Source organism: Rhodococcus sp. NPDC003382, assembly GCF_053589135.1.
On the sequence record NZ_JBSFRH010000017.1, the window covers coordinates 47,482 to 68,375 of the forward strand.

The window sequence follows — 20,894 nt, forward strand, 5'->3', positions numbered from 1 at the left end:
CGACGTTAGCGAAAGGCGCCATGATGACCGCACAGGAAATCGGTTTCGTCGAAGCCGACGACTACCTGCATCCGGTCTCCGACAACTTCTACGAGAACGAGACGTTCTGGTTCTCCTTCTTCGTCCCGGAGCGCAATATCGGCGCGTGGATCTACGTGGGGGTGCGGCAGAACGCGGGAATCACGCACGGCGGGCTCTGGATCTGGGACGACACCGCGGTGGAGCCGTGGGATCTGCCCTTCTACGAGGGTTTTTCGGCACTGAAGATGCCGACCTTCGACGGACCGAAGCTGATCAGCCCGACCGGCGCGACGATCGCAGTGATCGAGCCGGGGGAGGTCTACGACGTCCGCTACGACGATCGGAACCGGATCTCCGTCGAACTGTCGTTCCGAGGATTCGAGCGGCCCGTTCCGCTTCTCCGGGGAGCCCCGCCCTATCCGGCGGCGTCGCACTACGACCAGACCGGCCGGGTCACCGGGCACCTGATTCTCGACGGCGAACGAATCGAGGTCGACTGCTGCGCGATGCGGGACCGATCGTGGGGTCCGCGCACCGAGCGGGGATACGGTCGCGTGGGATACACCTGGCTGGCCGACCCCGAGTGCAGCCTGCTCACCTATTCGGTACCCACCGACACGACCGACAGCGTGCACACCGGGTATGTGCGTCGCGGCAACGAGGTCTCGCGCCTGGTGGGCGGCGAGCGGACGGTGGTCCGGGATCCGGCTCGTGCCTGGGTGGACAGGCTCGAGATCGCGGTGACCGACGAGCACGGGGGCGAGGTCGTTGCCACCGGGACCGCTCGGAGCCGGATGATCCTGCCCGGTGCGACCAACGTGTGCATCAATACGCTGCTCGAATTCGAGATCGACGGCCGGACCGTCTACGGGGAGGACCAGGACGTGTGGTCGATCGAGTTGTTCCGCCGGGCGCGTTCGAACCGGTCATGAGTCGGCACGCCGGCGGGCGATCAGCGGTCGCCGAACCGCTCGTCGATTCCCTCGAGGCGGAAACGGATGCGTACCGCCGCGTCCCGGGCGGTGGCGATCGCGTCGGCGGCAGCGGAGAGGGCCCGATCGAGTTCCGCATTCGGGTGCAGCGGTGGCCCGGCTGTGGTGTCGGACGCGGGCTGGGGGCGCAGGGCCGGCGCGACGAACGTCCGGAACCGATGGCGCGCGGCCTTTTCGGAGCGGTCCGGATATTCCGCCGCGAGATAGGTCTGCTCGAGGAGGAAGTCGATCATCTCGCGGACGGGGATATCGGTGCGGATGATGCCGGCGGCTTGACCGGCGAGCAGGACCGGACCGGAGATCTCGTCGGTCAGCGACCGGATGTCCTCGTCCAGCACGGCAGCGGAGTGCTGCGCAACCAATGCCCTGATGACCGGGTCCTCGGGCAGTTCGCGTGTCGTGTAGACCAGGACGTCTTCGATCTTCCCGAGGATGTCGGGTTGCGCCGCGATGATCTCGCGGGTACGGGCGATGTGGTTCCGGGCGCGGTGGATACCGACCAGGATGATCATGCGGGACGTGTTGCCGAGCTGACGGAACGCCGTCGCCCGCGAGACCCCTGCCCGCTCGGCTACCGCCGCCATGGTTATCGCCGTGGTGCCCTGGATGCGCATCTCCTCGTCGGCTGCCCGTACGAGCCGTGTCCGCACGCTCTCATCGCAGTCGGGGAGCGAGTTGGATGTCTGCGACGGCATGCGGTCACTCTAACGGCGGAAGCGGCGGAACGTCTGCTCGACGCGAAGAGTGTGTGGGGTCACTACCTATCTATCTATGTGACCTAAGTCTCGACAATATGGACGATTCTCGCTACGATCGACCATGAAAGTCTCAAGCTGTGCGATCTTGCGTGGTTTGAGTCTCACGATGAGTCGGATTTCTCGCGGTCGTGTGTCTTGCTCGCTGCGCGCACCGCCCACGTCGAAACGGCAGGATCCAATGAAGCTCACGGTCGACACGAAGAAATGTTCCGGACATGCCCGCTGTTACGCCGTGGCTCCCGAAGTGTTCGATATCGACGATCTCGGCTACGCCCTTCCGCTCGACCGCGAGGTCGAGGAACCGATCGACGAGCGGATCGCCGCGGGGATCGCGGCATGCCCCGAACGCGCCATCCACCTCCACTGATCCATCTCCCGCCGGGCGGCGACACCGGCTCATCGCCCCGGTTCCCGGCCCATCGGACTGCAGTGCCCCGTCTCCAACCGCCAGTGTCTTTCGAACCCACCGTAATCCGAACAAGGACAACAACTATGGGACGTGTACAGGACAAGGTCGTCTTCATCACCGGCGCTGCCCGCGGGCAGGGCCGAGCGCACGCCGTCCGGCTCGCGCAGGAGGGCGCGAAGATCGTCGGCGTCGACTTCTGCGAGGACATCAAGACCAACGCCTACTCGATGGCGACGCCGGACGATCTCGCCGAGACGGTGCGACTGGTCGAAGAAGCCGGAGGCCGCATGCTCTCCACGATCGCCGATGTGCGTGACCGCCAGGCGCTGACCGCCGCGGTCGAGGCGGGAGTCGCCGAGTTCGGCCGGATCGACGGTGTCGTCGCGCAGGCCGGCATCTGCCCCCTCGGAACCGACGATCCGCAGGCCTTCCTCGACGCGTTCACGATCGACTTCGTCGGCGTCGTCAACGCCGTCGAGGCCGCCCTCCCGCACCTGGCCGACGGTGGTTCGATCGTCGCGACCGGCAGCCTCGCCGCCCTGCTTCCCGGGTCGACCGACAACCCGACGAACGGGGCCGGTGGCCTCGGATACGCGCTCGCCAAGCGCTCGATCGCCGCCTTCGTGAACGACCTGGCAGTGGTCCTCGGCCCCAAGGGAATTCGCGTGAACGCGGTCCATCCGACCAACGTCAACACCCCCATGCTCCACAGCGAGATCATGTACCGGCAGTTCCGTCCGGATCTCGAGTCGCCGACGCGCGAGGACGCCGAGCCCGTCTTCCCCGTGATGACCAACATGGGTGTGCCGTACGTCGAACCCGAGGATGTCGCCGAGATGGTGCTGTACCTCCTCTCCGATGCGTCGCGCTACGTCACCGGCATGCAGATGCGCGTGGACGCCGGCGGCTACGTCCGCAACCGCCCGCAGCAGCCCTCCTTTTGAACGAGATCCACCGAGAATCCGGAGAACTCCCGTGGCACAGAACATCTCGAAGCTCTACATCGACGGCCGGTGGGTCGACAGTGAGTCGGATGTCGTCCTCGACGTCCTGAATCCGGCGACCGAGGAAGTGATCGGCCGGGTTCCGCAGGCCACCGTCGGAGAGGTGAGCCGCGCCATCGACGCCGCGCGGCGCGCATTCGACGAGGGCCCGTGGCCGACGATGTCGCCCCGCGAGCGGGCTCAGGTGATGCTGAGAATGGCCGACGCGCTGGACAAGCGTCGCGCCGAGCTCGTGGAGCTGAACATCGCAGAGTCCGGCTCGACCCGGATGCTCGCCGAGTACCTGCAGGTGGGCATTCCGCTGCAGCACTTCCGCGACATGGCCGACCGCATCCTGCCGACTTTCTCGTTCGAGCGCGGGGTTCTGCCGACCATCGGTGACGGGATCGGTCAGGGCATCGTGGTCCGCGAACCGGCGGGGGTCGCGGTGCTCATCTCGGCGTACAACTTCCCGCTGTTCCTCAACATCATGAAGCTCGCCCCGGCCCTCGCCGCCGGCTGCACCGTGGTTCTCAAGCCCGCCCCGACCACCCCGCTCGAGGCCTTCGTCCTCGGTGAGATCGCCGACGAGGCAGGCCTTCCCGCGGGCGTGCTCAACATCGTGACGGGCGACATCGACGCCGGCCGGGAACTGACCACGAATCCGAAGGTCGATCTCGTCAGCTTCACAGGCTCCGACACCGTCGGTCGCCAGGTCTACGAGCAGGCCGCGCCGAGCCTCAAGAAGGTGGTCCTCGAACTCGGTGGCAAGTCCCCGAACATCATCTGCGAGGACGCCGATCTCGCCGCCGTCACCACATCCGTGATCGGCAACATGATCACCCATGCGGGACAGGGTTGCGCGCTGTTCACGCGCACCCTCGTGCATCGCTCCCGGTACGACGAGCTCGTCGCGGCCGTCAGCGCAGGACTGTCGATGGTCAAGGTGGGTGATCCCGCCGAACCGGACACCGTGATGGGGCCGCTGATCAGCGAAGCCCAGCGCAGCAAGGTCGAAGCGCTCATCGCCAGGGGTGTGGAACAGGGCGCCGAGATCGCGTTCGGTGGTGGTCGCCCGGCGCTCGAGAAGGGCTTCTTCGTCGAACCGACGCTGTTCGTCGACGTCGACAACTCCATGGACATCGCCCGCAAGGAGTTCTTCGGCCCGGTCGGCGTCATCATCCCGTTCGACGACGACGACCACGCGGTGCGCCTCGCCAACGACAGCGAGTACGGCCTCGGCGGCAGCGTGTACGCCTCCGACCCCGTACGGGCACTCGCCATCGCCCGGCGGATTCGTACCGGATTCGTCTCGCTCAACGGCGGTGGTGGGGGAGTCACCCCGCACATTCCGTTCGGGGGATACAAGCAGTCCGGCCTGGGTCGTGAATGGGGCGAGGCCGGCCTCGAGGAGTACCTGCAGACCAAGGCCATCACCTGGAGCGCAGCCCGCGGCTGACGGCCCGCGCTCTCGTCGACTTCCACCTAAGGACGATCATGACCCAGACGGAACCCACACCCACGACGCCACCCGCGGGCAGGTGCCCCGTACACAACTTCAACTACGCCGAGTACAAGCCGGTGGGCGAGTGGTTCGCCCGCTACGACGAGTTCCGGGAGAAGTCGCCGATCTTCCGGAACGAATTCGGACCGGGGTACTACACGGTCTCCAACTACGAGGGCATCCTCAAGGTGATGCAGGACGCGGAGACGTTCTCCAACAGCGTCGTGACCCCGCTCGAGCCCAATCCGCAGTTCAAGTGGATTCCGGAGATGCTCGACGGTGACGAGCATCTGCAGTGGCGGAAGCAACTCGGTCCGCTGTTCTCCCCGAAGACCACCGAGAAGCTGGACGCGAAGGTGCGGGAGCGGGCGATCGAGCTCGTCGAAGGGATCCAGGCGAAGGGCGGCGGCGCGACCGAGTTCATGGCCGAGTTCGCCCAGCAGTTCCCGACTTCGATCTTCCTGGAACTGATGGGGCTCCCCGTCGAGGAACTGCCGCAGTTCATGGAGTGGGAACACGCGATTCTCCACGCCTCGGACGACGATCTCGCAGCGCGCGAGGCCGCTCAGGTCGCGGCGATGCAGGCCGTGATGGGACGGTTCTACACGACCATCACCGAGCGACGTGCCGAGCCGAAGGACGACATCGTCAGCAAGGCACTCGAATTCGAGATCGACGGCAAGCCCGTCAGCGACGAGGACCTGCTCTCGTTCTGCCTGCTGATGTTCATGGCCGGTCTCGACACCGTGTCGGTGACGCTCGGCTGGGCGTTCTACCACCTCGCGACGCATCCGGAGGATCGTGCCCGCATCGTCGAGGATCCCGAACTGATCCCGGATGCGGTCGAAGAGATCCTGCGGGCGTACGCCATCGTGGTGCCGGCGCGGAAGGTCATGAAGGACACCGAGCTGCTGGGCTGCCCGTTGAAGGCCGGCGACATGGTGAATTTCGCACTCGCCGCGGCGAATCGCGACGAGGCCGTCTTCGAGAACGGCACCGAGGTCGACATCACGCGGTCGCCGAACAATCACATCGCCTTCGGTGCGGGCCCGCACCGTTGCCTCGGTTCGCATCTGGCGCGGCGCGAGCTGCGTATCGCACTCGAGGAATGGCACAAGAGGATTCCGGACTACCGGCTCGCTCCGGACGCGGAGCTCTTCGAAACCGGTGGTCAGCTCGGTCTGACCTCGCTCCCACTCCTGTGGGACAGCTAGTCCGACTTGCCGTGCCGTTTCCACCAGCTCACCTTTCGAACCCGGGAGACGCATCATGCCACTGCAAGATCACATGCATTTGATTTCCACCGACGATCACCTGATCGAACACCCGCGATTGTGGTCGGACCGCTTGCCGTCGAAGTTCCTCGAGGCCGGCCCGAAGATCATCGAAAAGGCCATGCCGAGCGGTCTTTTCCCGGTCCCCGGCGCACCCGCCGGAACCCGGCTGGCGGAGGTATGGGAGTACGAGGGCCGGATCTACCCGTACATCGGCCTGAACGCGGTCGCGGGTAAGAAGCCCGAACAGTACGGCGTGGAACCCACACGCTACGAGGACATGCTTCCGGGATGCTACGACCCGAGCGCACGTGTGCTGGACATGGACATCGACGGAGTGCAGGCGGCACTGGCGTTCCCCTCGTTCCCCCGGTTCGCGGGCACGGTGTTCCTCGAAGGCGAGGACAAGGAACTCGCCCTGCTGTGCGTCAAGGCATGGAACGATTACATGCTCGACGAGTGGTCTCCGACCGCCCCCGACCGGCTGATCCCCATCGTGATGCTCCCGCTGTGGTCGGTGGAGGAATGCGTGCGCGAGATCGAGCGGACGGCGGCCAAGGGAGCGAAAGCGATCACCTTCCCCGAGAATCCGGTGCCGCTGGGATTGCCGTCGTTCCATACCGATCACTGGGATCCGGTGCTGTCGGCAGCGGAGGCGGCGGGAATGCCGCTGTGCATGCACTTCGGCACGTCCGGTCAGGCGCCGATCACCGCTCCCGAGGCCCCGATGGCCGTGATGATCGCACTGTTCGGGTGCAACTCGATGTACGCGACGGCGGATCTGCTGTTCTCCCCGGTCTTCCACAAGCACCCGAACCTGAGGGTGATGATGTCCGAAGGCGGAATCGGCTGGGCGCCGTACCTGCTGGAGCGGATGGATCAGACCTGGGAGAAGCACCGGTTCTACCAGAACATCGACCAGTCGGCACGGCCGTCGGAGTTGTTCGCCGAACATATCTTCGGCTGCTTCATCGACGACCAGTTCGGAATCGACAACCGGCACGCCATCGGGATCGACAACATCACCTGGGAATGCGACTACCCCCATTCCGATTCGAACTGGCCGAACAGCCGCAAGCGCGTGCACGACGCCATGCTCGACGTTCCGGACGAGGACGTGCACAAGATGGTCGAACTGAACGCCCGCCGGCTGCTTAACTTCCCCCGTCTCTGAATTTCCGCCGGTGTGCCGAAACGGCGGCTCCCACCGCCACAAAGGCACACCGGCGCGTCCCGCGCACTCTCGGAGGATCGACATGGCCGAACCGATCGACCAGCTGCCGGAGGACGACTGGGTCGACCAGGACCTGCTCACGCGGAACCTGGCCGGCGAGTTGCTGGACGAAGAGATCGCCGCCGAACGCGACCGGCTCGCACGGCTGGACAGGGGAGAGGGTGGGGACGACATCCACATGTCCCGCGCCGACATGGAGCGGCGGCTCGCGGCGATGATCGAAGTTCGAAAGCGCGTCAGCGCACCGAATTCCGTGGAATTCTGACGACCGTGCAGTTCCGACAACCGGGTGATGGAGAATGCGTGAGCCGAAGTACCGTCGTCGCCACAGGACGGCCCCTGCCGCAGCCGACCCCGGCGACGTCCGAGTTCTGGACCTCGGGAGCCGACGGGGTCCTGCGAGTGGCGCAGTGCGGCACCTGTGGCAAGAGAATGCACCCGACGACGGTGCTGTGCCCGCAGTGCAGGGGGCGCGACATCTCCTTGCAAGCGGTCTCGGGCCGCGCGGTCGTCGTGGGTGTGACGATCAACGTGCAGCAGTGGCTCCCGGATCTCCCACCTCCGTACGTCATCGCGATCGTTGCGCTCGAAGAGGATTCGAGCGTCCGCCTGACGACCAACATCGTCGGGTGTGAACCCGCGGACGTGTCCGTGGGGACGAAGGTGCGGGTCGTGTTCGAGCAGGTGAGCGACGAGATCTGGCTACCGCTGTTCGAACCGGACCCGAACGCGGACGGTGAGCCCGGCCCGCTGCCGGAACCGGAGAACTACCGGGCCCGGTTGCGCCCGCCGGTCACCTCCGGCAAGTTCGAGGACCGTGTCGTGATCTCGGGGGTCGGGCAGTCGAGGATCGGCCGTCGGCTCATGGTCGATCCGCTGACGCTGACGGTCGACGCGTGCCTGCAGGCCATCGCGGATGCGGGCCTGTCCGTCGACGACATCGACGGACTGTCCACCTATCCGGGTGCCGCCGTCGGCGGCATCTCGGAGGGCGGAATCATGCCCGTCGAGCAGTCCCTGCGGATCCGCCCGACCTGGGTCAACGGCGGCGGCGACCTGCCCGGGCAGAACGGGTCCATCGTCGCCGCGATGCTGGCGGTCGCGTCGGGACTGTGCCGGCACGTCCTGTGCTACCGCACCGTGTGGGAGTCGACCCATTCCGAACTGGTGCGGTCCGGACAGTGGGAAGCCGGAATCGGGCGGGCGGCGGGCATGTTCGAGTTCCGCCATCCGTTCGGTGCCATCTCGGCGGCCAACTGGATCGCCTGCCAGGCGTCGCACTACTTCCACCGCTACGGCGACGCGAAGGAGACGCTCGGCGCAATCGCTGTCAACGCGCGAACCAATGCGGGCTCGAATCCCGAAGCGGTCTATCGTGATCCGATCACGATGACCGATTACCTCGGCGCCCGAACGGTTTCCACGCCGTTCGGGCTGTACGACTGCGACGTCCCGGTCGACGGTGCGGTCGCGGTGATCGTCTCCGCCGCCGAGACCGCCCCGGACCTGCCCCACGCACCGGTGTTCGTCGAGGCGGTGGGCACCCAGATCCTCGAGAACCTGTCGTGGGATCAGGGCACGCTCACGCACCTGCCGCAATCCCTCGGTCCGTCGGCGCACCTGTGGAGTCGCACCGACCTGCGTCCCGAGGACGTCGACGTCGCCCTGTTGTACGACGGATTCACGTTCAACGCGTTGTCGTGGCTCGAGGCACTGGGATTCTGCGAGTTCGGCGGTGCCCGGGACTTCGTCGACGGCGGGCGTGGCATCGCGATCGACGGACGCCTCCCGCTCAACCCGCACGGTGGGCAGCTGTCCGCCGGCCGCACCCACGGCTACGGCTTCTTCCGAGAAGCTGTGCTGCAACTGCGAGGGCAGGCGCCGGGACTGCAGGTCGCCGACCCGGAGGTCGCAGTCGTCACCGCCGGCGGCGGCGTGCCGTCGGGCGCCGTCCTGCTCCGCACCGGCTAGATCGCCTCACCACCCGGCCACCATTCCACCCATCCACGATCAGGAGTCGTCATGGACCGTCCCCTGGAGGGCATCCGAATCCTCGAGGTCGCCCAGTTCACCTTCGTTCCGGCCGCCGGAGCGGTACTCGCGGACTGGGGCGCCGACATCATCAAGGTGGAGCATGCCGAGACCGGCGACGCGCAACGCGGTCTGGTCCGTGTGCTCGGACTCGCCGCGAGCCAGGCCGGTTCGTCGTTCGCGCCGATCATGGAGGGCCCGAACCGCAGCAAGCGCAGCATCGGACTCGACCTCGCCAAGCCCGAGGCGCGACCGATTCTCGAGAACCTCGTCCGCAGCAGCGACGTGTTCCTGACGAACTACCTGCCCGGTCCGCTCGCCAAGCTCCGCCTCACCGTCGACGACATCCGCGCCATCAATCCCGACATCATCTACGTCACCGGCAACGGCTTCGGCTCCGAGGGTCCGGACGCGGACAAGGGTGCCTACGACGCGACGGCGTTCTGGGCCCGCGCCGGCAGTGCCGACGGCGTCATGCCGCCGGACACCGATCACATGGCGTTCATGCCGGCCGGTGCCTACGGCGACAACATCGGGGGAATGACGATCGCCGGAGGTATCGCGGCCGCGATCGCCGGGCGCGAACGCACCGGTGAGCCGTCCGTCGTGGATGTGTCGCTGCTCGCCGTCGGCGCATGGGCAACTCAGTTCTCCGTCAACCTGTCGCTGTTTCTCGGCGGCCCGCTACCCAAGGTGCGACGCACGACGGCCGCGCCCGGCAACCCGCTGAGCGGTTCGTACCGCACCTCCGACGGCCGGTGGCTGCAGTTCTCGATGCTGCAACCGACTCGCTACTGGAACGAGTTCGTTGGCGCGCTCGGTCGCGAGGATCTGGTCGACGACCCCCGATTCGCCACGATGGAAGCGATTTTCGAGCACTCCCAGGAAATCGGCGACTGGTTCGCCGAGGCGATCGCGAAGCGGACCTACGACGAGTGGCTCGAGGTCTTCCGCGACATCTCCGGCCAATGGGCCCCGGTCCAGGACGGCTGGGAACTCGGACACGACGAGGCGCTGATCGCCAACGGACGGATCGTCGAGATCACCGACGCGGACGGCAAACCGCAGAAGCTGGTCGCGAGTCCGGTCAAGTTCGACAACGCGCCGGTGAAGATGTCGCGGGCTCCGCAGTTCGCCGAGCACACGGACGAGATCCTGCGGGAGATGGGACTCGACGACGAGCAGCTCATCGAACTGAAGATCGCGGGTGCCGTCACTTAGGTACATCCCCGCTTTCCAACTGTCCTGAGTGCGTGTTCCGGCCGCCCGTCACGACGGCGGCCCTCGTGAAGGGATTGCCGTGACGGCGATGAACCTGACGGATCTGGCGGCGGCCGAGGAGAACAAGCCCGCGATCGTGATGGCCGGCAGCGGCGCGACACTGAGTTACCGCGCACTCGAAGACGCGTCCAACCGTATCGCCCACCTCTTCCGGCAGAGGGGGCTGCAGGCGGGCGATCACATCGCGATCCTCATGGAGAACTGCCTGGAGATGTTCCCCGTCGTCTGGGCGGCGCAACGAGCGGGACTTCTCTACACGCCCGTCAACTGGCACCTCGCCGACGACGAAGCCGCCTATGTCGTCGAGAACTGCGGTGCCCGCGTGCTGGTCCACTCCGAACACCTCGACCGGCTCGCGTCGGTCGTCGACTCCGGAAACCCTGCTGTGGAAACACGATTCACGGTGGGGCGGAGGTCGGCGACCGGAGCCGAGTCGCTCGCCGACGCGGCAGCCGCGCTGCCGGTGACGCCGATCGACGACGAGGTCGAGGGCTACTACATGTTCTACTCGTCCGGAACCACCGGTCGGCCCAAGGGGATTCTGCCCGAGCTGACCGGCGCGCCCTTCGGAACCGGGCTGGGAATCGATGCGGTGATGCGGAATGCATTCGGATTCGGTTCGGACAGCGTGTATCTGAGTCCTGGACCGCTCTATCACGCGGCCCCGCTCGGATGGTCCGTGGGCACCGTCCGCAACGGTGGAACCGCGATCGTCATGGAACACTTCGACGCCGAGGGCGCGCTCGCCGCGATCGACCGGTACCGGGTCACCCACACCCAGGTTGTGCCGACGATGTTCGTCCGCATGCTGAAGCTTTCCGACGAGACGAGGGCGCGGTACGACCTGTCGAGCCTGCGCGTGGTGATCCACGCGGCCGCACCGTGTCCGGTCGAGGTCAAGGAACGCATGATCGAGTGGCTCGGCCCCAAGATCCTCGAGTTCTATGCGGGGAGCGAGGGAAACGGGTTCTTCATGATCTCCACGCCGGAATGGCTCGCGCACCGCGGATCCGTGGGCCGGCCCACCGTCGGTGAGGTGCACATCTGCGACGAGGACGGACACGAACTGCCTCCGGGCGAGATCGGCACGATCTGGATGAGCGGTACCCCGAGGTTCGAATATCACGGCGACGCCGCGAAGACCGCCGGCGCGTACAACGACAAGGGCTGGAGCACGCTCGGCGATCTGGGGCACGTGGACGAGGACGGCTACCTCTATCTGTCGGCGCGGCGCACCGACCTGATCCTGTCCGGTGGGGTGAACATCTATCCGCAGGAGATCGAGGATGCGCTGACCATGCATCCGGCGGTCCTCGACGTGGCGGTCATCGGGCTGCCCGACGACGAGATGGGTCAGCGGGTGCACGCGGTGGTGACTCCGGCGGAGGCGACCGTCGCGAACGACGACCTCGCGGCCGAGCTGATCGGCTACGCGCGGGAGAGGCTCGCGCATTTCAAGGTGCCGCGCACCGTCGAGTTCGGTGAGGTGCCGCGCCTGCCGAGCGGCAAGATCCTCAAGCGTGCGTTGCTGTCCCGGTACGAGGGCACCGGCGTCGCGCAGTAGGAACGTCATCCCTTGCGTACCGGCTGTCGGCAACGATCCGCCGGACGGTACCGTCCCTGGAAACCGAAGGCGACGAGGGGATGGTAATGGGCGTTTATGCGGTGACCGGTGCGGCTTCCGGGATGGGTAAGGCGAGCACGGATCGTCTGCGGGCCGCCGGTCACACCGTGATCGGGATCGACCTGAAGGAAGGCGACGTCGTCGCGGACCTGTCGACGTCGGAAGGTCGCGCCACCGCGATTGCGAAGACACTCGAACTGGCGGAGGGGCACCTCGACGGTGCCGTCCTCGCCGCCGGGCTCGGTCCCGGGCCGGGCCGGGAGCGTGTCATCGCCGAGGTCAACTTCCGCGGTGTCGTCGAACTGCTCGAGGGCTGGCGCTCGACCCTCGCCGCAGCCGGCAACAGCAAGGTCGTCGTTTTCGGGTCGAACTCGACGACCACGGTTCCGGCCGCCCCGATGTCGGCGGTGAAGGCATTCCTCGCCGGGGACCTGGAGAAGGCCGTCAAGCGGGCGTGCCGGATCAAGCCGGCCGGCCCGACGTTCACCTACGCGGCCTCGAAGCTCGCGGTCACCCACTGGGTGCGCCGCGCGGCCGTGACTCCGGAGTGGGCCGGCGCGGGGATCCGCCTCAACGTGATCGCACCCGGGGCGATCGAGACACCGCTGTTGACCGCCCAGCTCGACAGCCCGGAAGCCGACCGCGTCCGGGACTTCCCGGTGCCGATCGGCGGATTCGGTCAGCCGGAGCAGATCGGGGAGTGGGTCGAGTTCATGCTGTCGCCGGCCGCGGACTTCCTCTGCGGGTCGGTCGTCGTTGTCGACGGCGGCAGCGAACCCTTCTTCCGCGGCAGCGACTGGCCGCGTCCGGTGCCGATCCGGAAGGTTCCGGCCTACCTGCTCGCGATGCGCCGGTTCAACAACGCGAAGAAAAAGTAGCCCGCGTCTCCGGAAGTGCCCCTGAGTGACGGTCGGTGTACCGATATTTCGGTACGCCGACCGTCATTTCCGTTCCGGCCGAGGCGGTTCGGTTCGGGACGCGGCGGGCGCGATTCCGAACAGCATGGCGTCGAGCCCCGCGACGAACGCGGCGTCGTTGTCGAGGGTCGTGGCGGCGCCCGAGGAGTCCGAGGTGAACAGGGCCCTCAGGTGCGGATAGTCGCCGTGCGCGAGCATCTCGGACATGTGTGCGGCACCGCCGCCGCTCGCCGAGGCCGTCTCCCCGGCCGATTCCTGCGCCGCGAAATTGGTGACCCAGCCGCTGATCAGGGCGACGCCCATCATGGTGGCGGTCGCGCCGAGCCCGGCCGGTGCCAGTGCGCCGACGAGCCGGTCGAGGTAGCGGATGCTGTTCGGGCCGAGGTCGGTGGCCGGCGTGTCCCGTAGCCACGGATGACGCCGATGCAGGGATCGGGACTGCTGGGCGATGGCAAGTACATCGGTGCGGACGTCACCGGTGAGCGGGGGGAAGTCGAACTCGGCGGCGACCCGGTCGGCCATCAGCGCGAGCAGATCGTCCTTGCCGGCCACGTATCGGTACAGCGATGCCGCCGAGGTGCCGAGCGCGTCGGCGACGCGCCGCATCGAGAGTGCGCGCATGCCTTCCCTGTCGACCAGCCGGACGCAGGCCTCGCCGATGTCGTCGAGGGTGTACGTCGGGTGGGGCCCGCGCTTGCGTTCGTCGGTGCGCAGCCACAGTGAGGTCGGCATGACCCCCAGCATGCCTCGAGGAAAGAGTTGCGAACGCTGTTCTCATTTATCTATCCTCTAATTGCGAACATTGTTCACAGTTTGAGGGGGAGGGCGCATGAACGTGCTCGAAGCCGAGGGCCTGACCCGGGCGTTCGGAGACCGCACCGTCGTCGACGCAGTGCACCTGAGCGTTCCCGCCGGGCACATCCACGCGCTGCTCGGCCCGAACGGCTCGGGGAAGACGACCACCGTCCGCATGCTCGCCACGCTGCTGCGGCCGACCGCCGGTCGTGGCCGCGTCTGCGGCTTCGACGTCGTGCGCGACGCGGCCCACGTGAAACGACGCATCGGGTTGGTCGGGCAGTTCCACGCGGTGGACCCCCGGCTGACCGGTCGGGAGAACCTGACGATGTTCGCGCGGCTGCACGGACTCGACGGCCGCTCGGCCCGGGTCCGCGCGACCGAGCTGCTCGACCGGTTCGATCTCGCCGACGCCGCCGCCCGCCCGGTGAGCAGCTATTCGGGAGGTATGCGCCGGCGGCTGGACCTGCTCGCCGGGATGGTCGTGCGGCCCGAAGTGCTGTTCCTCGACGAACCGACCACCGGCCTCGACCCGCACAGCCGCAACGAGATCTACCGGCTGGTGCGCGAACTCGTGGGGGAGGGCACCGCCGTGCTGCTCACGACGCAGTACCTCGACGAAGCCGACCGCCTCGCCGACAGCATCACGATCCTCGACGCCGGCGTGACGATCGTGACCGGAACCCCGGCGCAGATCAAGGAGGCGGTCGGAACCGGAGTCGACCTCGCCCTGCCCGCCGCCGCGGACGTCACCGAGGCGATCGGCGTGACCGCCGCATTCGGTCTACGGCACATCGCCACCGACGCCGCGTCCGAAACCGGCACCGTCCGGCTGTCTTTCGCCACCGATGCCGATTCGGTGCCGCTGCTGCCGGTGCTACGCGCCCTCGACGAAGCGGGCGTGCCCGTCGACGACATCGGCCGCCGTCGCGTCGGGCTGGACGAAGCGTTCCTGACCTTGACCGGACACGCCCGTACGGAGGAGCCCGCATGACCACCGCCACCCATGGAAGCTCGGCACTCACCGGCACCCGGACGTTGTTCCATCGGATCGTCCTGACGTACCGGCACTCGCCCGCGCTGCTGCTCGTCACGCTCGCCGCGCCGCTGGGCATGGTGCTGCTGTTCGGATTCGTCTTCGGCGGCGCACTGTCCGGCGGTGACGCCGCCGCCTACCGCGCGTATCTGATGCCGGGGGTGCTGGTGCTCGTGGCCGCGATGGGCCTGGCGACCACCGCGGCCACCGCCAACGCCGACCTGCGCAGCGGACTCTCCGACCGGTTCCGGACCCTGCCCACCGCGCCGGTGTCGGTGCCCGCCGGGCTCGCCCTCGCCGAAACGGCCACCTGTGCGGTCGCGCTCGTGCCGATGGTCGGTGTCGGATATCTCGTCGGCTGGCGGATCGACGCAGGCGTCCGCGAGACTGCGCTCGCAGTGATGCTGCTGCTGCTGTTCCGCTTCGCGCTCTCCTGGCTGGGTATCTGGCTCGGCTTCTCGATCCGGGACGAGCAGGTGCTGCAGCAGTGCGCGCCGATGATCTTCGGAACGATCATGTTCTCCAACATCTTCGTGCCCACCGAGACCATGCCCGCGGTGATCCGGACGATCGCGGAGTGGAATCCGGTCAGTGCCGTCGTGGCCGCCCTGCGCGAACTGCTGGGCGGTGCCGCGCCGACGGCCGTGGACGCGGCTGTGCCGATGGCCGCGGATGCGGCGTGGCCCCTGCAGCACCCCCTGTTCGCAGCCTTCGGCTGGTGCCTCGGAATCGTCGCTGTGCTGGTACCGCTCACGGTCCGCCGGTACGTCACCACCCGCTGATCGGGCGCCGATCCGACCGTTACCGACGAGTAACCGGACCATCGACAGACAGCGGAAACCGGCGGGACTACCCTGTATACCCGTGACCTCACACTATGACGTCGTTGTCCTCGGAGCCGGTCCCGGTGGGTACGTCGCTGCTATCCGCGCGGCACAGCTGGGATTGAGCACCGCCATCATCGAGCAGAAGTACTGGGGAGGTGTGTGCCTGAACGTGGGCTGCATCCCCTCGAAGGCACTTCTCCGCAATGCCGAACTGGCGCATCTCTTCAACAAAGAGGCCAAGACGTTCGGTATCTCGGGGGATGTCTCCTTCGACTTCGGTGCAGCCTTCGACCGCAGCCGCAAGGTGGCAGACGGTCGCACCAAGGGCGTGCACTTCCTCATGAAGAAGAACAAGATCACCGAGTACGACGGTAAGGGCTCGTTCGTCGACGCCAAGACCATCGACGTGGCGCTCACCAAGGGCGGCACCGACCGGGTGACCTTCGACAACGTCATCATCGCGACCGGTTCCGTCACGAAGCTGCTGCCCGGCACCTCGCTCAGCGAGAACGTCGTCACCTACGAGGAGCAGATCCTCACGCGCGACCTGCCCGGCTCGATCCTCATCGTCGGCGCCGGCGCCATCGGCATGGAGTTCGGCTACGTCCTGAAGAACTACGGCGTGGACGTCACCATCGTCGAGTTCCTCGACCGCGCCCTGCCCAACGAGGACGCCGACGTCTCCAAGGAGATCACCAAGGCGTACAAGAAGCTCGGTGTCACCATCAAGACCGGTGCCGCCGTGCAGACGATCGACGACGACGGCACCAAGGTGACCGTCTCGATCAAGGACAACAAGAGCGGCAACGTCGAGACGGTCGTCGTCGACAAGGTGCTGCAGTCCGTCGGCTTCGCCCCGCGTGTCGAGGGCTACGGCCTCGAGAACACCGGCGTCGCCCTCAACCGCGGCGCCATCGAGATCGACGAGCGCATGCGCACCAACGTCCCCGGCATCTACGCCATCGGTGACGTCACCGCCAAGCTGCAGCTCGCGCACGTCGCCGAGGCGCAGGGCGTCGTCGCCGCCGAGACCATCGGGGGCGCCGAGACGCTCGAGCTGGGCGACTACCGCATGATGCCGCGCGCGACGTTCTGCCAGCCGCAGGTCGCGTCGTTCGGTCTCACCGAGGAGCAGGCCAAGGCCGAGGGCTACGACGTGAAGGTCGCGACCTTCCCGTTCACCGCCAACGGCAAGGCCCACGGTCTCGGCGACCCGAATGGGTTCGTCAAGCTCATCGCCGACAAGACGCACGGCGAGCTGATCGGTGGCCACCTCATCGGCCCCGACGTCTCCGAGCTGCTGCCCGAGCTGACGCTGGCCCAGAAGTGGGACCTGACCGTCAACGAGCTGGCCCGCAACGTCCACACGCACCCGACGCTGTCGGAGGCGCTGCAGGAGGCCATCCACGGCCTCGCAGGACACATGATCAACTTCTGACACAGACCTCCGCGCGGGTAGATCCCCGCCCGGATGTACCGGCCTCGGCCCGTGGAGACTTCACCGTCACCACGGGCCGTTGTCGTTGTGGCGCCCCTGTCGTTGGGGTGCGGCTGGGGTTACGACGCCTCGGCGTCCCTGTCCGACTTCCGCAGTGCCAGGCGGATCGAGCAATTGCCGTCCTGCGGGTCCGGGAAGACCGCGGCGGTGTATCGGGCGCCGAACGTGGCCGCGTTGTCGTCGAGGAGCTGCTGGATGAGCCCGCGCTGGATGCCGCGCACGACCTCCGGGTTGGTGCGGGCGATCTCGACCAGGGGGCACGTGCACAAAGTGAGCTCGTGGTTTCCGAATGCGCTTGTTGCGGATCGGGTTTCGAATCCCAGGCGGGAGAGGGCGTCGATGACGAAGGCGCCCGCGTCGGCGGTGTCGGCAGGGGCGAAACCGAGCATGCCCGCCCAGTCGCGTCCCACCTCGCAGGCCGTGCGCTCCCGCTCCTCGGCGGTGCCGCCGAGCCGGGCCGCGAGCAGTGCGACGAGGTCCGTATAGGACGGTTTCGGCACGGCGGTGTATCCGAGACGCGGCCGGCCGACCTTCGTCGACTCGAGCTGCCGGGTCCGGACCAGGCCTTCCTCGATGAGCGAGTTGAGGTGGAAGCGGACGGTTGTGACGTGCAGGTCGAGGTCGTCGGCCAGCAGGTGGGCGTCGAGTGGCTCGGCCGACGTTTCGAGCAGGGCGAGAACGCGGTCCCGTTGCTTGACCTGTCGTGCCAATTCCTGCCCCTCTGCCGAACGCTCGGTGGGACTCCGGTGAGGCCCGCCGTATTCAAATGAGTAATTTCCTTTATAGTCGTCGCCGGTACAGCGCGACGATGTCAACGTTACGGCGACGGTCATCGGTTCCGGAATTGCGGTCGGGTCGCGCTCGGTCACTACGAAGGAGAGAGTCGAACATGTCGCAGAACCCGTCGGTGCACACCGCGCAGGACAGCAGCACCGCCGGTGTGACGCGCATCGAAGGACTCGCCGACCTGAACGTCCAGGACGGGCCCACACCCCGCATCGAACGTATGGCGGCCGGCCCCGGCGCGACCGTCGTGCGGTTGAGCTTCGCCGCCGGCCAGACCATGGAAGAGCACCGTGCGGGCTTCCCGATTCTCGTCTCGGGGGCGAAGGGTCACGTGACCTTCGAGGTCGGCGGGGAGTCGATCGAGCTGGTGCCCGGAACCGCCGTTCATGTCGAGGCGGGAATCATGCATCGCCTCGTCGCGCTCGAGGACTCGGTGGTGACACTCGTCGTCCTGCGGTGAGCTTCGCTCAGTCGGCGCTGACGAGCTTCGCTCGGTGGGCGCTGTCGTAGCGCTCCTGGGCTGCAATCACTTCCGGCATCGCGTCCTGCACGAGTTCGATCAGGCCGCGCAGGTGCTGCGCGAATCTCGAACCCAGCTCCGTGAGGCGGTATTCGACGTGCGGCGGAACCGTTGCCCGGACGTCGCGTGCGACGAAGCCGTCGCGTTCGAGCTGCTGCAGGGTCTGCGACAGCATGCGTTCGCTGACACCGTCGATCCGGCGCCGGAGTTCCCCGAACCGGTGGGTGCCGTCGCCGAGAGCGACCAGGACGAGGGTTCCCCATCTGCCGGTGATGTCCAGCATCGTCCGGCGGGATTCGCAACAGCGCGCGAACACGTCCGCTGCGAGCGCTGGGTCCGAGGCCATGGTGCGACGATATCGCGACCGTCTTGCACTTACTAATAGTTAGTGCTGTGATGGTGGAGAAGTTGAAGCATCAACAACAGGAGTCGACATGACCATTGCAGTGACCGGAGCGACCGGCAATCTCGGGTGCCTGACCATCGCCGCGCTCCTCGAGCGGGGTGTCGCCGCGGCCGACATCGTCGCCGTGGTCCGGGATGCTGCGAAGGCCGCCGAGCTCGCCGAAAAGGGAGTGCAGGTGCGCGTCGCCGACTACGACGACGCGGACGCGCTGCGCGTGGCGTTCGCGGGCGTCGACAAGCTGCTGCTCGTCTCCGGCAGCGAGATCGGCCGCCGCGTCCCGCAGCACACCAACGTCGTCGAGGCCGCGAAGGCCACCGGCGTCGGATTCCTCGCCTACACCAGCATCCTCGACGCCCAGAACAGCCCGCTGATGCTCGCCGCCGAGCACAAGGCCACCGAGAACCTCATCGCCGAATCCGGCATCGCTCACGCGCTGCTTCGCAACGGCTGGTACTGGGAGAACTACGAATCGGCCGTCGGCACCGCCCGCGAGACCGGCGCCCTGTTCGGTGCCGCGGGCACCGGCCGCGTCGCGGGAGCTGCCCGCAAGGACTTCGCCGAGGCCGCGGCCGCCGTGCTGCTCGCCGACGACGCTGCCGGCAAGGTGTACGAACTCGGTGGCGACCGGCTCACCTACACGGAACTCGCCGAAGCGCTGTCCGGCGTCGTCGGGAAGCCGGTCGTGTACAAGGACCTGTCGCGTGAGGAGTACACGCAGGTCCTCGAAGGCGCAGGGGTACCGTCCCAGTTCGCGGCGGTTCTCGCCGACTCCGACGCGGGCATCGCCGCCGGAGCCCTCGACACCGACAGCGGCGATCTGCAGCGCCTGATCGGACGCGACGCGACCCCAGTCGCGGACGTGCTGCGCGGCTGATCTGCGCGGTGATTCGGAATCCGCCCACGCTACAGGGTGGGCGGATTCCGAATCATGCGGCGCATCAACCGATCCGACGGTTGTGCACAGGCGCGTCGTTCATCCACAGAAGTCCTGATTTCGGCTCGGAGTGGGTGGTTCGGCCGGATGGGATCGGGCAGGGTCGCCTCATGACCGACCCTCGACCACTGACCCGAACGCACCTGCTCGCGACGGGCTTCTCGGACGACCACATTCGTGCCGCGGTGCGGGCCGGCGACCTCGTCGCCCTCACGCGAGGTGTGTACCTGTGGCGCGCCGATCATGACCGGCTGGACGACCCCGCACGTCACCGGGTGCGGGCGCGGCACGTCGCGTCGACGATGCCGCCCGGCGCGGTGATCAGCCATGTCTCGGCGGCAACGCTCCTGAACCTGGACGTGTGGAACATCGATCTCGCGCAGGTGCACGTCTCCCGCACCGGATCGCACGGTCGCCGCACCCGGCACCTGCACGTGCACGCGACCACCTGGACCGACGATGACGTCGTCGACGTGGACGGTCTCGCTGTCACCTCTCCCGCACGCACCGTCGTGGACCTCTCCCGGGCTCTTCCTCTGGACCAGGCAGTGGTCGTCGGGGACTCGGCCCTGCGGAACTACCCGGACACGCTGGATCTGCTGCCCGCGGCGTTGGCGTCGGCCCGCCATCGCAGCGGGATCGCGCGGGCCGCGGCAGTCGTGCCGTTCCTCGACGCGCGCAGTGAAAGTCCCGGGGAATCGCTGTCGCGGGTGCGGATCGCAGAGAGCGGACTGCCTCGTCCCGTGCTCCAGCATCCGATCGTGTTGCGCGACGGACGACGCGTCCGTCTCGACTTCTTCTGGGAGCGGCACGGGGTGGCCGGCGAGTTCGACGGGGCCGGCAAGTACGCCGACCGTCGCGACGTGTTCGCCGAGAAACTCCGCGAGGACGCGCTGCGCGATCTCGGTCTCGAGGTCGTCCGCTGGACGTGGGCCGATCTGACGCGGTTCGACGTCGTCGCACAGCGATTCGAGCGGGCAGTCGCCCGGCAATCCACGCGGTGAGTGCGAAGTCGCTCACGCGACAGCGTGGGCGGATTCCGAAGCGGTGAGCGCATTTCGCTG

Annotated in this window: 21 protein-coding genes; 17 read left to right on the forward strand and 4 right to left on the reverse strand. The window is 67.3% G+C overall.

Annotation, left to right across the window (positions count from 1 at the left end; all coding sequences use genetic code 11):
* Nucleotides 1-23: 23 nt before the first annotated feature.
* Nucleotides 24-953, forward strand: coding sequence for a DUF7065 domain-containing protein (locus ACWDUD_RS13780; protein ID WP_248673119.1), 930 nt, complete (start codon nucleotides 24-26; stop codon nucleotides 951-953).
* A 20-nt stretch (nucleotides 954-973) separates the two neighbouring features.
* On the opposite strand, the gene ACWDUD_RS13785 is transcribed toward ACWDUD_RS13780, so the two are convergent.
* Nucleotides 974-1,708 carry a TetR/AcrR family transcriptional regulator gene (locus ACWDUD_RS13785; protein WP_248673120.1) on the reverse strand — a complete coding sequence of 245 codons (735 nt, stop codon included), beginning with the start codon at nucleotides 1,706-1,708 and terminating at the stop codon, nucleotides 974-976.
* A 241-nt stretch (nucleotides 1,709-1,949) separates the two neighbouring features.
* Here ACWDUD_RS13785 and ACWDUD_RS13790 point away from each other — a divergent pair, with 241 nt between their 5' ends.
* The 10 genes from ACWDUD_RS13790 (at nucleotide 1,950) to ACWDUD_RS13835 (ending at nucleotide 12,989) form a co-directional block, all read left to right on the forward strand.
* Nucleotides 1,950-2,138: a ferredoxin gene (locus ACWDUD_RS13790; RefSeq protein ID WP_248673121.1), complete on the forward strand. Its 189-nt coding sequence runs from the start codon at nucleotides 1,950-1,952 to the stop codon at nucleotides 2,136-2,138.
* 125 nt (nucleotides 2,139-2,263) lie between these two features.
* Nucleotides 2,264-3,124: a mycofactocin-coupled SDR family oxidoreductase gene (locus ACWDUD_RS13795; RefSeq protein WP_450109658.1), complete on the forward strand. Its 861-nt coding sequence runs from the start codon at nucleotides 2,264-2,266 to the stop codon at nucleotides 3,122-3,124.
* A 31-nt stretch (nucleotides 3,125-3,155) separates the two neighbouring features.
* Nucleotides 3,156-4,622, forward strand: coding sequence for an aldehyde dehydrogenase family protein (locus ACWDUD_RS13800; protein WP_248673123.1), 1,467 nt, complete (start codon nucleotides 3,156-3,158; stop codon nucleotides 4,620-4,622).
* A 38-nt stretch (nucleotides 4,623-4,660) separates the two neighbouring features.
* Nucleotides 4,661-5,881 (forward strand): cytochrome P450, encoded by a 1,221-nt coding sequence (locus tag ACWDUD_RS13805; RefSeq protein ID WP_248673124.1) that lies wholly within the window; start codon nucleotides 4,661-4,663, stop codon nucleotides 5,879-5,881.
* 55 nt (nucleotides 5,882-5,936) lie between these two features.
* On the forward strand, nucleotides 5,937-7,115 hold the full coding sequence (locus ACWDUD_RS13810) for an amidohydrolase family protein (RefSeq protein WP_248673125.1): 1,179 nt from the start codon (nucleotides 5,937-5,939) through the stop codon (nucleotides 7,113-7,115).
* An 82-nt stretch (nucleotides 7,116-7,197) separates the two neighbouring features.
* A complete protein-coding gene (locus tag ACWDUD_RS13815; protein ID WP_197255048.1) occupies nucleotides 7,198-7,440 on the forward strand; it encodes a hypothetical protein in 243 nt (80 codons plus the stop codon).
* A gap of 38 nt (nucleotides 7,441-7,478) precedes the next feature.
* Nucleotides 7,479-9,146, forward strand: a complete 1,668-nt coding sequence (locus ACWDUD_RS13820; RefSeq protein ID WP_450109659.1) for a thiolase C-terminal domain-containing protein — start codon at nucleotides 7,479-7,481, stop codon at nucleotides 9,144-9,146.
* 51 nt (nucleotides 9,147-9,197) lie between these two features.
* Entirely contained in the window at nucleotides 9,198-10,427 is a 1,230-nt protein-coding gene (locus tag ACWDUD_RS13825; RefSeq protein WP_450109660.1) for a CaiB/BaiF CoA transferase family protein, read from the forward strand.
* An 88-nt stretch (nucleotides 10,428-10,515) separates the two neighbouring features.
* The gene (locus ACWDUD_RS13830; protein WP_450109692.1) at nucleotides 10,516-12,051 is read left to right on the forward strand and encodes an acyl-CoA synthetase; all 1,536 of its coding nucleotides are present in this window, start codon (nucleotides 10,516-10,518) and stop codon (nucleotides 12,049-12,051) included.
* An 86-nt stretch (nucleotides 12,052-12,137) separates the two neighbouring features.
* A complete protein-coding gene (locus ACWDUD_RS13835; RefSeq protein WP_450109661.1) occupies nucleotides 12,138-12,989 on the forward strand; it encodes an SDR family oxidoreductase in 852 nt (283 codons plus the stop codon).
* A gap of 63 nt (nucleotides 12,990-13,052) precedes the next feature.
* On the opposite strand, the gene ACWDUD_RS13840 is transcribed toward ACWDUD_RS13835, so the two are convergent.
* The gene (locus ACWDUD_RS13840) at nucleotides 13,053-13,760 is read right to left on the reverse strand and encodes a TetR/AcrR family transcriptional regulator (protein WP_450109662.1); all 708 of its coding nucleotides are present in this window, start codon (nucleotides 13,758-13,760) and stop codon (nucleotides 13,053-13,055) included.
* Between the two features lie 97 nt (nucleotides 13,761-13,857).
* Between ACWDUD_RS13840 and ACWDUD_RS13845 the strand changes: the two genes are divergently transcribed.
* The 3 genes from ACWDUD_RS13845 (at nucleotide 13,858) to lpdA (ending at nucleotide 17,124) form a co-directional block, all read left to right on the forward strand.
* On the forward strand, nucleotides 13,858-14,817 hold the full coding sequence (locus ACWDUD_RS13845; protein ID WP_450109663.1) for an ABC transporter ATP-binding protein: 960 nt from the start codon (nucleotides 13,858-13,860) through the stop codon (nucleotides 14,815-14,817).
* Nucleotides 14,814-15,641, forward strand: a complete 828-nt coding sequence (locus ACWDUD_RS13850; RefSeq protein ID WP_450109664.1) for an ABC transporter permease — start codon at nucleotides 14,814-14,816, stop codon at nucleotides 15,639-15,641. The genes ACWDUD_RS13845 and ACWDUD_RS13850 overlap by 4 nt, the downstream gene beginning before the upstream one ends.
* Nucleotides 15,642-15,723: 82 nt before the next feature.
* Nucleotides 15,724-17,124 carry a dihydrolipoyl dehydrogenase gene (gene lpdA, locus ACWDUD_RS13855; RefSeq protein WP_197255074.1) on the forward strand — a complete coding sequence of 467 codons (1,401 nt, stop codon included), beginning with the start codon at nucleotides 15,724-15,726 and terminating at the stop codon, nucleotides 17,122-17,124.
* Nucleotides 17,125-17,243: 119 nt separating this feature from the next.
* Here the strand turns inward: lpdA and ACWDUD_RS13860 are convergent, their stop codons facing one another.
* Entirely contained in the window at nucleotides 17,244-17,894 is a 651-nt protein-coding gene (locus ACWDUD_RS13860) for a helix-turn-helix transcriptional regulator (protein WP_231611269.1), read from the reverse strand.
* Nucleotides 17,895-18,073: 179 nt separating this feature from the next.
* On the opposite strand from ACWDUD_RS13860, the gene ACWDUD_RS13865 reads away from it, so the two are divergent.
* Nucleotides 18,074-18,430, forward strand: a complete 357-nt coding sequence (locus ACWDUD_RS13865; RefSeq protein ID WP_248673129.1) for a cupin domain-containing protein — start codon at nucleotides 18,074-18,076, stop codon at nucleotides 18,428-18,430.
* 7 nt (nucleotides 18,431-18,437) lie between these two features.
* Here the strand turns inward: ACWDUD_RS13865 and ACWDUD_RS13870 are convergent, their stop codons facing one another.
* A complete protein-coding gene (locus tag ACWDUD_RS13870) occupies nucleotides 18,438-18,836 on the reverse strand; it encodes a winged helix-turn-helix transcriptional regulator (RefSeq protein WP_248673130.1) in 399 nt (132 codons plus the stop codon).
* 88 nt (nucleotides 18,837-18,924) lie between these two features.
* Here ACWDUD_RS13870 and ACWDUD_RS13875 point away from each other — a divergent pair, with 88 nt between their 5' ends.
* Both ACWDUD_RS13875 and ACWDUD_RS13880 read left to right on the forward strand, forming a co-directional pair.
* On the forward strand, nucleotides 18,925-19,770 hold the full coding sequence (locus ACWDUD_RS13875; protein WP_450109665.1) for an SDR family oxidoreductase: 846 nt from the start codon (nucleotides 18,925-18,927) through the stop codon (nucleotides 19,768-19,770).
* A gap of 170 nt (nucleotides 19,771-19,940) precedes the next feature.
* Nucleotides 19,941-20,834, forward strand: a complete 894-nt coding sequence (locus ACWDUD_RS13880) for a hypothetical protein (protein WP_197255078.1) — start codon at nucleotides 19,941-19,943, stop codon at nucleotides 20,832-20,834.
* The last annotated feature ends 60 nt before the right edge of the window (nucleotides 20,835-20,894 follow it).

Bases quoted from the DNA above. Each gene is read 5' to 3' on its own strand.
- ACWDUD_RS13780 (WP_248673119.1), top strand. From the start codon at position 24: ATGACCGCACAGGAAATCGGTTTCGTCGAAGCCGACGACTACCTGCAT.
- ACWDUD_RS13785 (WP_248673120.1), bottom strand. From the start codon at position 1,708: ATGCCGTCGCAGACATCCAACTCGCTCCCCGACTGCGATGAGAGCGTG.
- ACWDUD_RS13790 (WP_248673121.1), top strand. From the start codon at position 1,950: ATGAAGCTCACGGTCGACACGAAGAAATGTTCCGGACATGCCCGCTGT.
- ACWDUD_RS13795 (WP_450109658.1), top strand. From the start codon at position 2,264: ATGGGACGTGTACAGGACAAGGTCGTCTTCATCACCGGCGCTGCCCGC.
- ACWDUD_RS13805 (WP_248673124.1), top strand. From the start codon at position 4,661: ATGACCCAGACGGAACCCACACCCACGACGCCACCCGCGGGCAGGTGC.
- ACWDUD_RS13810 (WP_248673125.1), top strand. From the start codon at position 5,937: ATGCCACTGCAAGATCACATGCATTTGATTTCCACCGACGATCACCTG.
- ACWDUD_RS13815 (WP_197255048.1), top strand. From the start codon at position 7,198: ATGGCCGAACCGATCGACCAGCTGCCGGAGGACGACTGGGTCGACCAG.
- ACWDUD_RS13825 (WP_450109660.1), top strand. From the start codon at position 9,198: ATGGACCGTCCCCTGGAGGGCATCCGAATCCTCGAGGTCGCCCAGTTC.
- ACWDUD_RS13830 (WP_450109692.1), top strand. From the start codon at position 10,516: ATGAACCTGACGGATCTGGCGGCGGCCGAGGAGAACAAGCCCGCGATC.
- ACWDUD_RS13835 (WP_450109661.1), top strand. From the start codon at position 12,138: ATGGGCGTTTATGCGGTGACCGGTGCGGCTTCCGGGATGGGTAAGGCG.
- ACWDUD_RS13840 (WP_450109662.1), bottom strand. From the start codon at position 13,760: ATGCCGACCTCACTGTGGCTGCGCACCGACGAACGCAAGCGCGGGCCC.
- ACWDUD_RS13845 (WP_450109663.1), top strand. From the start codon at position 13,858: ATGAACGTGCTCGAAGCCGAGGGCCTGACCCGGGCGTTCGGAGACCGC.
- ACWDUD_RS13850 (WP_450109664.1), top strand. From the start codon at position 14,814: ATGACCACCGCCACCCATGGAAGCTCGGCACTCACCGGCACCCGGACG.
- ACWDUD_RS13865 (WP_248673129.1), top strand. From the start codon at position 18,074: ATGTCGCAGAACCCGTCGGTGCACACCGCGCAGGACAGCAGCACCGCC.
- ACWDUD_RS13870 (WP_248673130.1), bottom strand. From the start codon at position 18,836: ATGGCCTCGGACCCAGCGCTCGCAGCGGACGTGTTCGCGCGCTGTTGC.
- ACWDUD_RS13875 (WP_450109665.1), top strand. From the start codon at position 18,925: ATGACCATTGCAGTGACCGGAGCGACCGGCAATCTCGGGTGCCTGACC.
- ACWDUD_RS13880 (WP_197255078.1), top strand. From the start codon at position 19,941: ATGACCGACCCTCGACCACTGACCCGAACGCACCTGCTCGCGACGGGC.